Source organism: Kitasatospora sp. NPDC058032, assembly GCF_042885845.1.
Lineage (GTDB): Bacteria > Actinomycetota > Actinomycetes > Streptomycetales > Streptomycetaceae > Kitasatospora.
The window spans coordinates 1-14,914 of the sequence record NZ_JBHVRK010000025.1 but is presented as its reverse complement, the minus strand read 5'-3'; the positions used below and the strand labels follow the sequence as shown (position 1 = coordinate 14,914).

The 14,914-nt window shown below is 72.4% G+C and carries 10 protein-coding genes and 1 pseudogene; 6 read left to right on the top strand and 5 right to left on the bottom strand.

All coding sequences use genetic code 11. The annotated features are described in order from the left end of the window. Positions 1–44: 44 nt before the first annotated feature. From ACFVUH_RS30130 to deoC, 4 genes are all read right to left on the bottom strand, one after another. Positions 45–4,628, bottom strand: a complete 4,584-nt coding sequence (locus ACFVUH_RS30130; RefSeq protein WP_387916493.1) for a DUF6603 domain-containing protein — start codon at positions 4,626–4,628, stop codon at positions 45–47. After that, on the bottom strand, positions 4,625–6,307 hold the full coding sequence (locus tag ACFVUH_RS30125; protein WP_387916491.1) for a hypothetical protein: 1,683 nt from the start codon (positions 6,305–6,307) through the stop codon (positions 4,625–4,627). The genes ACFVUH_RS30130 and ACFVUH_RS30125 overlap by 4 nt, the downstream gene beginning before the upstream one ends. Further along, positions 6,304–8,418, bottom strand: coding sequence for a hypothetical protein (locus ACFVUH_RS30120; protein ID WP_387916489.1), 2,115 nt, complete (start codon positions 8,416–8,418; stop codon positions 6,304–6,306). Before ACFVUH_RS30120 ends, ACFVUH_RS30125 begins: the two co-directional genes overlap by 4 nt. A 264-nt stretch (positions 8,419–8,682) precedes the next feature. Continuing rightward, a complete protein-coding gene (gene deoC, locus ACFVUH_RS30115) occupies positions 8,683–9,381 on the bottom strand; it encodes a deoxyribose-phosphate aldolase (protein WP_387916488.1) in 699 nt (232 codons plus the stop codon). Positions 9,382–9,734: 353 nt separating this feature from the next. On the opposite strand from deoC, the gene ACFVUH_RS30110 reads away from it, so the two are divergent. Both ACFVUH_RS30110 and ACFVUH_RS30105 read left to right on the top strand, forming a co-directional pair. Then, positions 9,735–10,904 (top strand): alcohol dehydrogenase catalytic domain-containing protein, encoded by a 1,170-nt coding sequence (locus ACFVUH_RS30110; RefSeq protein WP_355366285.1) that lies wholly within the window; start codon positions 9,735–9,737, stop codon positions 10,902–10,904. After that, positions 10,901–11,869, top strand: coding sequence for a Gfo/Idh/MocA family protein (locus ACFVUH_RS30105; protein WP_387916486.1), 969 nt, complete (start codon positions 10,901–10,903; stop codon positions 11,867–11,869). The genes ACFVUH_RS30110 and ACFVUH_RS30105 overlap by 4 nt, the downstream gene beginning before the upstream one ends. A gap of 48 nt (positions 11,870–11,917) precedes the next feature. Here the strand turns inward: ACFVUH_RS30105 and ACFVUH_RS30100 are convergent, their stop codons facing one another. Next, positions 11,918–12,523 (bottom strand): DUF1349 domain-containing protein, encoded by a 606-nt coding sequence (locus ACFVUH_RS30100; RefSeq protein ID WP_355366291.1) that lies wholly within the window; start codon positions 12,521–12,523, stop codon positions 11,918–11,920. A 248-nt stretch (positions 12,524–12,771) separates the two neighbouring features. Here ACFVUH_RS30100 and ACFVUH_RS30095 point away from each other — a divergent pair, with 248 nt between their 5' ends. The 4 genes and pseudogenes from ACFVUH_RS30095 to ACFVUH_RS30080 form a co-directional block, all read left to right on the top strand. Next, the gene (locus ACFVUH_RS30095; protein ID WP_355366294.1) at positions 12,772–13,155 is read left to right on the top strand and encodes a hypothetical protein; all 384 of its coding nucleotides are present in this window, start codon (positions 12,772–12,774) and stop codon (positions 13,153–13,155) included. After that, positions 13,152–14,138: a hypothetical protein gene (locus ACFVUH_RS30090; RefSeq protein WP_387916485.1), complete on the top strand. Its 987-nt coding sequence runs from the start codon at positions 13,152–13,154 to the stop codon at positions 14,136–14,138. The genes ACFVUH_RS30095 and ACFVUH_RS30090 overlap by 4 nt, the downstream gene beginning before the upstream one ends. Before the next feature lie 82 nt (positions 14,139–14,220). Continuing rightward, positions 14,221–14,598 (top strand): roadblock/LC7 domain-containing protein, encoded by a 378-nt coding sequence (locus tag ACFVUH_RS30085; RefSeq protein ID WP_355366299.1) that lies wholly within the window; start codon positions 14,221–14,223, stop codon positions 14,596–14,598. A 101-nt stretch (positions 14,599–14,699) separates the two neighbouring features. Further along, positions 14,700–14,914, top strand: a pseudogene (locus ACFVUH_RS30080) (hypothetical protein); the annotation flags it as partial.

Genomic DNA, 14,914 nt, shown 5'->3' with positions numbered 1-14,914 from the left:
TTCGTCGTCGATGCGTGCCTGTTGATGCGTTCCGGTCGATGCGTTCACGGGGTGAAGATCTCGGCGGTGTCCGTGAGGACATCCGTGCCTCCGGGAGCCGCCGGGCCGGCGAGGACACGGCCACCGGTGGTGAGGACCCGTCCGTCGGAGAGCGCCAGGGCGGTGAAGTCCCAGCGGCCGGTGGCCAGTCCGCCGGTCGGGGACCAGGTGTCCGCGGCGGGGTCGTAGGTGACGGTGCCGCGGAATCCCGCGTGGTCGCCCGGTGCGCCGGTCCCGCCGAGGACGAGGACCTTGCCGGTGGACAGCAGCACGGCCCGGTGCCGGCTGCGCCCGCCGGGCATGGGAGAGACGGGGGTCCACTGGCCGGTGGTGGGGTCGTAGAGCTCGGCGGTGGCCACGCTGCCGGCGCGGTATCCGCCGCGGGGACGGCCGGTGGGGGTGTCACCGCCGGTGACGAGGACCCGGCCGTCGGGCAGGAGGGTCGCCTGGTGGCCGACGCGTGCGGTGGTGAGGCCGCCCGTGGGCTTCCAGGTACCGGCGCCGGGATCGTACAGCTCGCAGTAGGCGAGGGGCGCGGGTCCGCGGCCGGTGGACACCGTGCCCCCGACGACCAGGACGGAGCCGTTCCTCAGCGCCACCGCCCGGTGCCCGGTGCGGGCGTCCGTCATCGGCCCGGCGGCGCTCCAGGTGCCGGTGGTGGGGTCGAACAGCTCGGCGGAGGCCAGGGCGACGGGCTCCGCTCCACGGGCACCGGTGCCGCCCGCGGCCAGGACGTGCCCGGAGGCGAGGGCCGTGACGGAGTGCCCGTACCGAGCGGTGTTCATGGCCCCGGGGAGCGTCGACCAGGTCCCGGCGACGGGGTCGTAGCCCTCGGCGGACTTCAATGCCGCGCCGTCCGTGCCGAGCCCGCCGACGGCCAGGACGCCGCCGCTGCCCAGCCTGACCAGGCCGTGCCCGCGGCGGCCGGTGCGCAGCCGGTCCGCCTGGCTCCAGGTGCCGCCGACCGGGTCGAACAGGAGGCTGTCGGTCCGTGCGCCCCCGGTCTCGTCCGTGCCGCCGGCCAGCAGGACCCGGCCCGTCGCCAGCAGGACGGCGGTGTCCGTGCCCGTGTCGGCCGCGAGGGCCGTCGGGATGTTCGCCGCGCCGGTCCATCCGCCCGGGGTGGCCGGAGTGCCCACCGTCTCCGACTGGGGGATGACGTGCAGGGTGCCCTGCCGGCGCGGGTCGGCGTCCTCCATCGCGGCGAGCGCGTCGGTCGCGGCGGCCTGGCTGAGGAAACCGGCCGGGGCGGCGGCGAAGGCGGGCGTGCCGGGCGAGAACGCCGTCCGGTTGTTGCGCCGGTACGCGACGGCGTAGCGCTGCCCGGTCACCCGGAGGACGTCGTCGGCGAACGGCTGGCGCAGCGTGGCCTCGTGCTGGGAGAGCGCGGAGCGGCCGGTGCTGCTGCCGCCGAGGAGCTGCTGGAACACGGCCGGGCTGACCGCGTACAGCCGCTTGGCCGCCGCCGGCGCGGACGGGTCCGGGATGCGTGTCCTGCCCTCGGCCCGGAGGGTCGCGGGGCGGCGCCTGCTGTCGATCACGATCATCTCGTAGCGGGCGCTGCGTCGTGCGGCGCGGGCGGAGGCGAGCGTCCCCTGGAGGGGAGTCAGCTCCAGCCCGGCGTCCTGGTCCTCGTAGGCGGGGCGGCTCAGCTTCGCCGCGTCGTCCATGTCCTGGAACTGGGCCATGGCGAACCGGTCGGTGGTGGTCGAGGCCTGTGTCAGACCGCTGTCCGGGGCCGGTGCGACGCCGAAGCGGTGTCCGGCGAGCGGCCGTTGGGCTCCGACCCGGTCCACGCGCACGTGCAGCGGGATCACGCGCTGCCGGATGAACAGCGTGCCGAGCGGGTGCAGGACCAGGCCGTCCGTGGCGGGCAGGGTGCGCAGGTTGACCAGTGCCTGGCTTCCGCCGGTGGGCAGCTCGGTCCGCCAGCCCTCCACCTTGCCGATCTCGTCGCCGAGCAGGGCGAGGGCGTCGACCGGAGGGAGCGTGGGGTTGTGGCTGTCGCCCCAGGTCAGGTCGAAGTTCGCGGAGATCTCGAAGAAGAGCAGCGAGATCGATCCGCGGCCGTGGGCCCGCCAGGGCGCCGGGCCCTCCAGCTGGAACTGGAGGTGGACGCCGAAGACGCCGACGCCGAAGGCCTTCAGCGTGAGGTCGGCCGCGATGTCGATGGTGAAGGCGAACGGGGAGAACCGGAACAGGGCGTCGAAGGCGAGGTGCCCCTGGAGGCCGAAGTCGTCGAAGCCCAGGACGAGTTCCGCCTGGGCGCCGAACTGCACGCTGTTGCTGGTGACCGCGAAGTAGCCGCTGACCCGGATGAGGGCGGTGGGTGTGTGGATGATGTCGACCGCGATGCGCGGCGGGACCGGGAAGGGCAGCGGGGGCGGCCGGAACGACGGGTGGAAGCCGCCGACGGACAGGACGAAGTCTCCCCCGCCCCAGCCGATGAGCAGGCCCATCCCGCCCTCGATGGTCATGATCAGGACGCGCGATTCGAACAACTGGGCGTAGAACCACAGCCGTTGCTTGTCGAACTCGATCGCTCCGACGAAGTTGACCTGGAGGACCATGAGGGGCAGGTCCTCGGCGGGCAGGCTGCAGCGCAGGACGCCGACGATGGCGATGTTCCCGGGGATCTCGACGATGACGCCGACGGAGACGCTGATCAGGGTGGGAGTGCCCCAGCCGATCTTCGCCATCGGCCCGACCAGGAACGTCCCCTCCCGAGGGGGGAAGAAGGCCCGCAGGTCGCTGAGGATGCGCGGCGCGTTGGCCACCACGTCCTTGGGGAACATCACCGACTCGATGGCGCCGGTGCGGACGCCTTCCGTCAGCGCGGTCAGGTTCATCGCCCGGTTCAGGCCGAGCAGCCCGCCGACCGCGAGCAGGGTGAACCCGTACCCCAGTTGCAGGCCGATGCCGCCGAACTCGGCCGTCAGCACCAGCAGCAGGGAGAAACCCGGAGTTCCGTCGGGCATCCGGGTCGAGAGGAGTCCGATCGCCTTGACGTCGATGAACCCGGCCAGGCGCAGGGCCAGCGTCCCGGCGTACTCGTGGCGGTCCGCGTCGTAGCCCAGGAAGCCGCCGCCGCTGACGAACTGGAGGTCGAGAGCGAGGCCGACGCCCGTCGGGGGCCGGAAGTCCGGGCGGATGTCGACCGGCCCCAGATTGCCCTTGCCGAGCGGGGCGAGGACCACGGGGATGTCGGTGCCCAGGCCCTGGACGACGGCCGAGACGGGACCGAGGCTCCCCTTCACGTCGGCGGACAGGCCGAGGGCGAAGGTGCCGTCCTTGATGCCCACGGTCAGCGTGAGCGCGCTGAGGTCGAGGGCACCCAGCCCGACGTGGGAGGCCAGTTGCACCTCCAGGCCGCCGCTGCCCTCGAAGCGCAGGCCGTCGGCCACCGTGAACCGGGCGCCCAGCTCGAAGGTGCTCTCGATGCGCACGTCCTTCAGCAGGGTCGCGAGGAACCCGTCGCTGTCGTCGCCGAGGGTGATGAGGACCTTGCCCCGCTGGAGCTGGAGGCCGAGGCCGATGTCGAGGCTGCCGTCCGGCCGGGCCCGCAGCCGCACGGTGGAGTCGACCTGTTCGACCGACACCCTGCTGCCGCCGGGGAGCGACAGCAGCAGCAGCGGGTCGTCCGGGTCGCGGCGGTAGCTGTGGACGACCTCCGCCGTCGCCGCGACGGTCGCACCCGGTGGGGGCTCGACCGCGGAGGCGCCGGGCCGCAGGACGAGGGTGGTTCCCGCCGGCACGTCCGCGTCCAGGCTCACGGTGAGCGTCCAGGCCCCGCCGGACTGCTCCAGCGTGCCCTTGGCCAGGCCCGCCGGCAGTGCGAGGGCGATGCCGTGCGGCTGGACGTCGGTGCGCGGTACGAGGACCGCGAACACCAGGTCGAGGGCCGGCGGCGTGGTGGTGGTGTCCAGGAGCGAGGGAAGCCCGGCATGGGCGGCCAGCCGGTCGAGCACGGTGAGGATCTTCAGACCGTCGAAGCCCGGCGTGCCCCAGTCGTACAGCGCGCCCAGCTGCGCCAGGGGGTTCTGCAGCCAGCCCCCGAGGCGTTCCAGGTGCAGGGTGTTCTCGGTGAAGAACGGCTTCTGCGGATCGAACAGACCGGTGTTGTGATCCGTGCGCACCAGGACACCGGAGAATTCGAGGAGGTCGTTGACACCCTGGCCGCCCTCCAGGTGCTTGACGAGCAGCAGGTTGAACAGCCGCTCCGGCAGGTTCGGGAGGATCTGGTCGGCGCCCGGCAGGTTCAGCGCGGCCAGCGCGGACTTGAGCCCGTCGAATCCGGAGACGATCGTGTTGATCTGCCCGCCGATCTGGACGAGCTGCTGCAGGACGTCGCCCCACTTCTCCGCGGCGATGGCGCCTTGCAGGGTGTCGAGCAGCTCGCCCAGGAATCCGACGGCGCCGGTGGTGGTGCCCAGGGTCGGCGCGAGGGCGGCCGCCTGCGCGTCGGTCAGCGGCAGGCCGACGTCGGCGAAGAGCTCCTGGGCGCCCTGCTGGCTCAGGCCGGTCAGCGGGGACAGCAGCGTGCCGAGCCGGCCGACCAGGATCTCCAGCGTGCCGCGCCGGCCCGTCATGACCGGCCTCCCGGCCGGGCGAGCGCCCCGGGCACGTCGTGCAGGGTGTCCACCGACAGCAGCGCCCCGATCACCGGCCGCCCGTAGCGTTCCAGGTCCCGGCGGAGCGGCGGGGTGGCGTACTGGATGAGCAACGGCAGCATGCCGTCGACCAGTTGGGCACGGCTGACGCCGTTGATGCGGTCGGGGACGGGGTGTCCGGGATGCTCGGCGCCCCGCACGCAGTGGTGGTAGAAGGCGGGTCCCTGCAGGGCGTGCCAGACCGCGGCCACCTGGCGTACCGAGGTCAGCAGCCGTCGCACCTCCTTCTGGTGCTGCGGGATCTTGCCCAGCAGGAGCCGGCCGAGCACGCTGGTGCGCAGTTGCCCGCGCAGCTCCTCCGCGGTGCGTCGCCGGGCCAGTTCGGCGGCGGTCGCGGGCCCCCGCAGCAGGAGGGGTGACGGACTTCCGGCGCTGGCGACCGTGTCCGACCAGCCCTTGTCGACCGCGGGGATCGACACCTGGAGGAAGTTGAGAACCTTGGCGATGGGGGTGGCGATCGCGATGTTGCCGATGCTGGAGAACTCGATGGCGCTGCGGTCGAGTTTGAAGAACTCGTCGATCGGGCCGGCGCGGATGATCATCGCGATGATCATGTTGTCCTGGTTGATCACCATGCTGCCCGAGTCGCCGCCTTCGAAGGTCAGCTCCTCGCCATTGTGATAGCCGTCGTTCAACGACTGGCCAGGAACGGGGCTCGGCCTGGGCAGGATCAGGAACTGGTTCACGTTCGCCTTCGAGCCCGCCCCGTGGTCCCTGGCGTCGGAGATCCCGACCGTGAAGACGAGCGGGTCGGGGTCGTCCTGCGTGGCCGGGTGGCTGAGCATCGTGCCGAACTTCAGCCGGCCGTTGACGGCGTTGTAGATCCGCACGTACTGCTGTTCGCTCGGCAACGTACCTGTTAGCGGCCCCGGGACGATGCCGTGCCCGTCGGTGACAGCGCCCCTGAGAGGAATGGTGGTCGTCGAGCCGCCGAGGTTGACCTGCCAGGCGTTGTGGAACTTCACGCCGGGGTCGAGCCTCGCCGTCGCACAGTCGAACTCGCTGGCATGGCCGTTCACCGCGGTTCCCATGACCCGGACCTTCGCCGGAATCCAGTTGAAGCCGCCGGTCCACGTGCCGTCGTGGTAGCCGCCCACCCATTCGTTGCCCTCCGCGGGCTGGGCCTTGACGCTCCGGTCGTAGACGGGTGTGCCGATCCGCACACCGTTGGAACAGCACTTGCTGTACTTGGGCATGTAGACGGCGAGGTCGTCGATGATCCTGAAGCCCGGGAACAGGACGTGGGAGCAGGTCAGCAGGACGGCCTTGCCGCTGCTGTCCCGCGCGAAGCAGCCGAGGGTGCCCTCGCCCTCGTTGTGATTGGTCTCGATGCTCGCGCCGGCCGTGACGAAGGGCGCGTCGGCGGTCCGGACACTCGCGCGGGCGGTCACGACGTGCACGGGCAGACCGAGCAACGTCGTCGGCACTCCGTCGCGGGCTGCGTCCTGGTCGTCTCGCACGTAGACGCGCCAGACGAGCGCGGTGCTGTCGGTATCCGCCACGCCGAGACCCACGCCCTCCACCTCGGGGAACGTGCTCAGGGCCTCTCTGACCTCGGGCAGCAGCTGTCGCCAGTCGGTCGCGGTGGCGGATGTCATACCGGCTCCTCCCGTCGTGGTGCGTCCTGGGCGGCGCCGCCGGGTGGCAGCGCCCCCACGGGATCGACGCCGAGTCGGTTCAGCAAGGGCTCCGCCGGGCAGGCGACGCCGTCACCGGCGGCCGTGGCGCCCCACAGCAGGCCGAGGACGCGCCCCCGGTCGTCCAGGAGCGGGGCGCCCGAGTCGCCCGGTGCCGAGAAGGCCCGGCTCGGATCACGGGAGGCGACCAGCAGCTGTCCCGGCGCGGTCCATTCCCGCCCGTCGATGAAGGGGCGGTCCGGGTAGGCGACATCGAGCACCGTGCCCTGTGTCAGGCCCGTGGCCGCGCCCCTCTTGTGCGCCGCGGCGCCGGGTTCGGCCCGCCCGGCCGCGGTGGGCCACGCGCCCGCGAGAGCGTCGCGCAGCCACGCGGGCCGGTTCGGCGCGTCGTCCAGTTCGATGAGCGCACCGTCCACGTAGCAGGCCTCTCCGGCGAACTCCACCAGCCCCAGGTGCCCGCGCCGGGCGTGCCCGAGCGGGGCCGGGTCGGCGGGGTCGGCCGGGTCGGCGGGGTCGGCCGCGAGCGGCAGGGCCCACACGATGTCGCCCTCCTCCGCTCCGGCCCCGAAGACGACGTGATGGCTCGCCAGGAGGTACGTGACGCCCCGGCTGTCGCGGACCAGGACACCGGCGACCCCCGGCACCCCGCGGGAGTTCACGATCCGTACCGCCGCCGGAGGCGTGGAGTCCGCGAGCTCCAGGAGGTCGAGGAGGGACGTGGTACGTCCGGCGAGGTCGAGCACCCGGTCCTGGTGTGCGGCGATGTCGGCACGCAGGGACGCGCCGCCCTCGGCCATGAGCACGTCCCGCATCGCGAGCAGCGCCTGCAGCGGACTGACGCCGTCGATCGCCGTGGGCAACGGCCACCGCGGCCGGTCGGCGGTGTTCAGCGCGTGGTTGACGAAGGCGGGCCCCTTGCAGCGGTGCCAGGTCACCATCACCCGGCGGTTGTGGTGCACCAGGTGACGCACCTCGTGCATGTGCCGGCGGACCAGCGCTCCCAGCCGGGCCCCGAGTTCGCTGCCCTCCACCACCGCCCAGGCGCTGCGGACGGCCGACCAGTCCACCGGCCGTGCGCGGGTGATGGCCGTGCCGGGTGCGGCGACCGGGCGGCCCGCGGAGCTCAGCGCGGCCGGGAGCAGTTCCACCTGCCGGAGCCTGAACACCGGGTCGATGAAGAGGCCGTGGGACTGGCCGGTCAGGATGTCCACCGGCTGGGACTGCCCCACCACATAGATCTGCTTGGTGACTCCGCTGGTGAGAAGGCCGACGACCTTGCCGTCGCTGTCGACGATCGGCGCGCCCGAGTCGCCCGGCTCGGAGAACTGTGCGCTCTTGACGACAACCGTGGGCGTGTCGGTGGACCCCCCGGGCTTGACGTCCACTCCCGGACCGCTGAGATCCGCCGCGATGGAGGACGGGGTACTGGTGGGGTCGTCGGTCTTGTACCGATTCATGTCCAGCTTGTACTCATGGACCGACTGACCCGCGGACGCCGCCACCTGGACCTCGAACAGCCAGGCCTGTCCGTCGACCACGGTATCGCCGACCTTTTCCTTGATCGGCACCTTCCGCAGAGCGGCGATCGTGCCCGCGGTGAGGCCGGTCTTCGCGCCGTACTTCCGCACCGCGATCTGGCGTGCCGCCGGCAGGGGTCCGTCGGTCGGCTGGGCGGCGGAGAGCGACCACTCGGAGACGAGGTCACGGACACCGGAGATCTTCCCGATCTTCGGCACGTCGTTCGACGCCGCGGCGTCGCTGCCCAGCTCGACCAGCGCGGCGTCCACGGCGAAGTCGACCTGGCCGATCGTGATCTTGTTCTGGATCGTCTTGAACACGAGCTGCGGCAGCGTGCCGCCCACGACCTTCCCGATCGGGTTGCTGCATTCGAAGCCGCAGCAGGTGCTCAACTCGGGCGAGTACACCACCTTGACATCCGGCGGCGCCGTATCGGCCGGAGCCAGGCCGAGTACGTGGCCGCAGGTGAGGACATAGCGGCCCGCTCCCCCGGTCCTGCGGACGATCAGTCCGGCGGAACCGGTGTCGAACGCGCCGGACTTCCCTCGCGTCACCGCATCACCCGCGTGAACGCTGGGCGAGCTGGAGTGCGGCACCGTGCGTTCGCACAGCCGGCCACCCGGACGCCCGCACCTGCACCTGCACGGGGGCGTGCATGGGTTCATCGACGCCCTCGCAGAGTGCTGGACCGATCACACGTGGTGACCACCATTGCACCGGCCGCCCACCGCGCCGCACAAGCGCCTGTCCGGGTGAAGCCGTGGAAGGCCGGCCGGCCCCGGTGAGGCACCGGCCCGTTCAGCGGCGGGTCCGCGCGGTCAGGGCGCGGCGGCGCGGCGGGCGGCCAGGTCGTCGAGGATGGCGGCCGTGGCGGTGGCGCCGAAGCGGGAGGCTCCCGCCTCGACCATCTCCAGCAGCAGGTCGAGGGTGCGCACGCCGCCGGCGGCCTTGACCTTCATCCGGGGTGGCACGTTGGCCCGCATGAGCCGGATGTCCTCCACCGTCGCGCCGGACGGGGCGAAGCCGGTGGACGTCTTCACGTAGTCGGCGCCGGCCTGGTCGCTCAGCCGGCAGGCCCGGATCTTCTCGTCGGTGGTGAGATAGGCGTTCTCGAAGATCACCTTCACCAGGGCCCGGGCCTCCCGGGCGGCCTGGACGACGGCGTGGATGTCCTCGGCCACGGTGTCGTCCTCGCCACCGCGCAGGCGCCCGATGCAGAGCACCATGTCGAGTTCATGGGCGCCGTCCGCCAGGGCCGCCCGGGCTTCGGCCACCTTGACGGCGGTGAGCGAGGCGCCGTGCGGGAAGCCGACGACGGTGCCGACGAGCACTCCGGTGTCGGAGAGCTCCTTGGCGGCCCTGGCCACGTCGACCGGCTTCACACAGACCGAGGCCACGTCGTAGCGGGCGGCGAGTGCGCAGCCTTCGAGCAGATCTCGGGTGGTCAGCTCGGGCCGCAGCAGCGAGTGATCGATCATCTTCGCGACGTCGTGAACGTCGACATCGGTGTGGTCCACAGGACTGTCCCGGATGTGTGCGCAGCGGATATTCCTCGGGCATCGGCGCGCGGCTCGATCATCTGGCCGGTCGGGCCTCACGGGGCACCTCGTTTCCAACGTAACAAGTGCCGACGGCCGCCACCAGCGGAAACGACCCCGCCTCGACTCAAACCGCTTCGTTCGGAATTCACCCGTTCGGACAGTCCGGCGCGCCCTTCGTTGACCCGGCTGGAAGCATCGGCAGCGATTCCCGATTCCGCCGAAGTCACCGCACCCGGTTTCCGGCACCCGGGAAACCCGCGTCCGCGCCGAGGCCCGCCCCGGTCCTGACGTCGCCGCTCACGAACCCACCCACCATTTGGAGGGCTGCCGTGTTCGCCTATCTGATGAACGCCCCCGGCGAACTCTCCCGCACGGCCGTGCCCGACCCGGTCTGCGGGCCCGACGAGATCGTGCTGCACACCGAGGCCGTCTCGATCTGCTCCACCGACGTCTCGTACTTCCGCGGCCACATCACCCCGGAATCGTGGCCCATCGTTCCGGGCCACGAGTACGTCGGCCGGGTCGTCGACGTGGGGCGCCGGCTCGCGGGCGACGTGCGGACCGGCGACCGCATCGCCTACTGGGGACAGACCGACTTCGACGGGATGGCCGAGTACCGGCTGCTCCGGCCGCTCTTCGCGGGCCGGCCCGAGCTGGAGACCGCCTGGTACACCCAGCGCAACTTCTACGACGCCGCCCAGGCCGCGGTCGTCGCCATACCGGCCGACGTCCCCACCGACCTGGCCTCCGTGGTCGAGCCCCTGACCTCCGTGCTCCGCTCCATCCTGCTCAATCCCTGCCGTCCCGGTGACGTCTGCGTGGTCCTGGGCTGCGGCCCGAGCGCGCTGCTGGCCGTCCAGGTCCTGAACGCGTACCTGGGGGCCGGCTCGGTGACGGTGCTGGACCGCAGCGACCCGCGGCTGGCCACCGCGCTGGTGCACGGCGCGTCGTCCGCCTTCAACACCGACACCCAGGCGGCCGAGCTCGACGCGTTCGTCCATGAGCACCACGACCAGTACGCGGACTACGTCTTCGACGCGTTGCCGCACATCGACTCCTCCGCGACGACGACCGGCAAGGACATCCGCGAACTGGCCATGGGACTGCTCCGGCCGGGCGGGACGTACGTCATCTTCGGCGCGACCTCCGTCCCGCAGCGCATCAGCACCTGGCTGATCCTCGCCAAGGGTCTGCACCTGCGCTCCACCCCGTTCGACGTCCGCCTGTTCTCCATGTCCCGGTCCGCCAACGTCATGAACGTCGCGTTGCGCATGCTCAGGACCGGTCTCGTGGACGCCCGGCCGTTGATCACCGACCGGGTCGCCCTGAGCGACGCGGGCGATGTGCGGCGGGTGTTCCTGGAGTACGGCGCCGGCCCGTCGATGAAGACGTCCATGCTCGCCCCCGAACTCCTGCGGCAGTGCCGGGAACGGCAGTTGGACACCCTCGGACTGCCGACCACGGTCCCCGGACGGCCGCGGACGAAGGAGTCGACATGACGAACTGGGGTTTCCTCGGCGCGGGTTCGATCGCCCACTCCAGCCTCGCACCGGCGGTGCACGCCGACCCCCGCGCCACCCTGCACTCCGTGGCGTCCAGCAGCTCCGAACGGGCCCGCGCGCTGGCCCCGCGCAAGGCCTACTCCTCCTACGAGGCGCTGCTCCGGGACTCCGAGGTGGACGTCGTCTACATCGCCCTCCACAACAGCGCCCACTGCCACTGGACGGAGGCGGCCCTGCGCGCCGGCAAGCACGTCATCTGCGAGAAGCCCCTGGGGCTGTCCGCCACCGAGGTCGACACCATGGTCCGCGCCGCCGCCGACACCGGCCGGCTGCTCGTGGAGGCGGCCTGGAACCGCTGGCACCCGCGGACCCGCGACCTGGAGTCCATGATCGCGAACGGCGCGATCGGCACCGTCACCGGCGTCACGGCGCGGTTCGACGGTCTGGCGCCGTCCCCGGGGAACTACCGTCGCGACCCCGCCCTGGGCGGCGGCGCCCTCCTGGACGTCGGCTACTACGCCGTGTCCGCCGCCCTGGCCGCCTTCGGCTGGCTGGCCCCCAAGGTGGTGTGGGCGAAGCAGGACCGCTGGGACATCGGCTCGGCGGACCGCGAGTCCTCATGCCTGCTGGAGTTCACCGGCGGCGGTGTCGCCGAGATCCACTGCTCGCTGAACGGTTCCCACGCCGAGGAGTTCACCGTCACCGGAGCGACCGGCGAACTCGGGCTGTCGGCACCGGCCTTCTGTGCGGCCACGGCCCCCGCCGTGCTGACCGGCGCCGGCCGGACGTCCCGTACCTACCCGGCCCTCGACCCGTACCGCTTCATGGTCCAGGCCGTGGAGAAGGCCGTCACGGGACGCCCGGGCTACCTCGTCCCCCTCGCCCAGTCCCGGCTCATCGCCTCCACCATCGACGCCGTCAGGAGCCACTGCCTCGCGGGGTCCGACCAGGCGGACGGCTGACGGGGTGTCGCCGGGCCCGTGGGCGGGCGTCGGGCGGGCGGCGCTCGTTCAGGAGTCCGCCGGCTGGTGCAGGGCGGAGTCGGCAGGCCCCTGGGTGAACCGGGTGAAGCGGACGCGCAGGCCGTCCCGCTCGGGTGAGCAGCAGAAGGGGCCTGCCGTCGCGGGGGCGTCCGGGGCCAGCGGTGCCAACCGGACCAGGTGCCAGGGGCCGCTCCCGGAGCGGGCGCGGATCGTCACCGCGTCCCCGCTGCGGCTGGCGCGCACGGTCACCTCCTGCCCCTGCCAGTCGGGAACCGGGGCCAGCGACCAGTCCGAGACACCCCGGGTGACGACCGCCCCCACGTGCGGGACGCCGTCGTTCATCTCGACCCCGGCCTTGATCCACGTCCCGGCGTCGACGCGGATCATCAGACCGGCCTGGTCGTACAGCGTGTCGAAGTCCGCGACGAAGGTCACCTCGGTCGCGCCGCCCTGCGGAAATCCGCTGAGCAGGGCGTGCCCGTCGTCGCGAACGAACCCGTAGCCGGTGGTGCGCCAGAAGTCGCTGCGTCGGCGCGCGGTGACGACAAGACCGCTGCCGTCGGCCTCCGCGTGCTCGGGCTCGTTGAGCCAGGTGGCCTCGTGCCAGCCGACCGCGCGTTGTGGCTGCTGCATGGACTGCCCTTCCGTTCCCCGCCCCCGGCCGTCTCCGGCCCTCCGACCTGCGGCGGAGCCGATGAGTCGGCAGAGAATGGCTGAAATTGTGTCCTTATGGTGTGAATATGCCACTGGCACGTTCAATGCGGCGAATCCGACATTACCCTTCCGTGTCGGACATGCCACCAGTCGCGGCATTCCGGCCGGCACGCGGTGGCCCCGCCCCGCCGTGCCGTTTCCTCCCCGAACCCTCCGAAGGAGCCCCAGTGCCGGGTATCGACGAGTGCCTGACCCAGGCGATGGAGATCGCCGGGGCGCGCGCCGCGAGTCTGATCGACTGGAGCAGCGGGCTCGCCCTGGGCAGTGCCGGAGTCAGTCCGACCGGCGACCACGACACCACGGCGGCCGAGGCAACCGACCTGGTACGGGCGGCCGTTGAGGCCGCGACCTTCACCGCGGGGGAGGACCGCGAGACGCCGGTGCAGGACATCATCCTGACCACCGACCACAGCTACCACCTGCTCTGCTTCATCGACACCGTCTTCGACAGCCGGCTCGTCCTGCACCTCTGGCTCGACCGCGCCGAGGGCAACCTCGCCGGTGCCCGCTTCCGTCTCCAGGCGCTCACCAAGGACCTGGTGCTCGGATGACGAACACCGTCGCGAGCGACCTTCGGGCCGGTGCGGCGGTCGAACGGCTCGCCGGGGAACGCGCCACCGGCGCGCTGCGCGGCCCGGGCGGCGCCGTCTACCTCGTCGACGGCCTGGTCGCCCACGCCGAATCCGACCGTGCCCCCGACCTGGCCACCCTGCTCACCGCCTCCGGCCGACTCAGCCGTGCAGCCTGGCTGAAGGCGGTCCACCGGTTCGGCCCGCACGCCCGGGTCGGCGAGGGCCTGGTCGAACAGGGCCGGCTGACCCGCGGTGAGCTCGAACTCTGCCACCTCGTCGCGCTCTACGACGCCGCCTGCTTCCTGCTCGACTCCCCTGCGCCGCCGGCCTCCTGGACCTTCGCACCGGGGGTGCGGCACTGGCTCGGCCCGGTGGCCGCGGTCGGCGCCCACCGGCTGCGCCGGGAGGCCGAACGCCGACGGCACCTGCTGGACCGGATCCTGCCCTCGGCCCTGTTCGACACCGCGCCGCTGTGCCGGGCACCCGCGAACGCCGTGCGGGCGGTGCAGGCCGCCCCCGCCGCCCTCGGGCGGCACGCCCGCCGGGTCCGCCCGCCGACCCGGCGCCAGTGCGAGCTGCTCGACCACGCGGACGGCCGGAGGACCCCGGCGGAGCTGGCCCGGCTGCTCGGCCGCTCCGGGTTCGTGACCACGGCGGACGTCCGTCGGCTCGCCGCGGCCGGCCTGTTGACCTGGGCCGGTCCGGGCCCGGGGTCGGCGGGTACGGGGTCGGCGGGTACGGGGTCGGCGGGTACGGGGTCGGCCGGCGAGGTTCCGGACGGCGCGGCCGACGGAGTGCCGACGCCGAGGACCCCCGGCGGTCTGCTCCACCGCTCGCCGGGTGCGGCGCTCGCCGCCCTCGGCGGCGACGCGACCGGCCCGCCCCCGATCCCACTCCCGTCCACCGTCCCGGACATCACCCTGCTGATCCGGGTCCGCACCCTTCTGGAGGCCCGACTTTGAACCACGCTCCGCCCGCGACCCCGCCCTCACGGCCATGAGGCGGACGCTCAAGCAGCGTGCCGGAAGGAGACAACTGATCGCCTTGGAGACCGAACTGCTGACCGAACTCCGCGCCCTCAGGCAACGGGTGCCGCATCTCGCGGGCGGCCTGGTCGCCAGTGCGGACGGCCTGCTGATCGCCCACGACACCCACGGGGCCGAGCCCTCGGGCCTGGCGGCGATGAGCGCCGCCTCGCTCGGTCTGGCCCACCGGCTCGCCGACAGCACCGGCCAGGGCGAGTTCCGGGAGTCGCTGGTCCGCGGCGAGCACGGCTACGTCGCCATCTACGCGGCCGGCGGCAGCTGCGTGCTCACCGTCCTCGCCCACCCGGACGCGAACGTCGGCCGCCTGCACCTGGAGGCCCGCCGCTCCGCCCGGCGCATCGCCGAGCTGCTGAACGACACGACCGCTTCCGACTGATTCCTTCCGATTCACGAGCCGTCACTACCGACCGCTACCGACCACCACCGACCCGTGACCGAATCCCCCCGATTCTCGTCCGACCAACTGGAGACACCACCATGACCGACGCCGCAGGCGCGCTGAAGCAGGCCATGACCACGATCGAGGGCGCCATCGGCGCGGCCCTCGTCGACTACAACAGCGGCATGGCGCTGGCCACCCTCGACGGCCCCGGCGGCCTCGACCTCAACGTGGCCGCCGCCGGGAACACCGACGTGGTCCGGGCCAAGATGCGCACCATGGACATGCTGGGCCTCACCGACGGGATCGAGGA

What these genes read in the sequence shown, in the direction of transcription:
- ACFVUH_RS30090 (WP_387916485.1), top strand. Translation starts at nt 13,152, where the DNA reads ATGACGAACACCGTCGCGAGCGACCTTCGGGCCGGTGCGGCGGTCGAA.
- ACFVUH_RS30105 (WP_387916486.1), top strand. Translation starts at nt 10,901, where the DNA reads ATGACGAACTGGGGTTTCCTCGGCGCGGGTTCGATCGCCCACTCCAGC.
- ACFVUH_RS30100 (WP_355366291.1), bottom strand. Translation starts at nt 12,523, where the DNA reads ATGCAGCAGCCACAACGCGCGGTCGGCTGGCACGAGGCCACCTGGCTC.
- ACFVUH_RS30125 (WP_387916491.1), bottom strand. Translation starts at nt 6,307, where the DNA reads ATGACATCCGCCACCGCGACCGACTGGCGACAGCTGCTGCCCGAGGTC.
- ACFVUH_RS30130 (WP_387916493.1), bottom strand. Translation starts at nt 4,628, where the DNA reads ATGACGGGCCGGCGCGGCACGCTGGAGATCCTGGTCGGCCGGCTCGGC.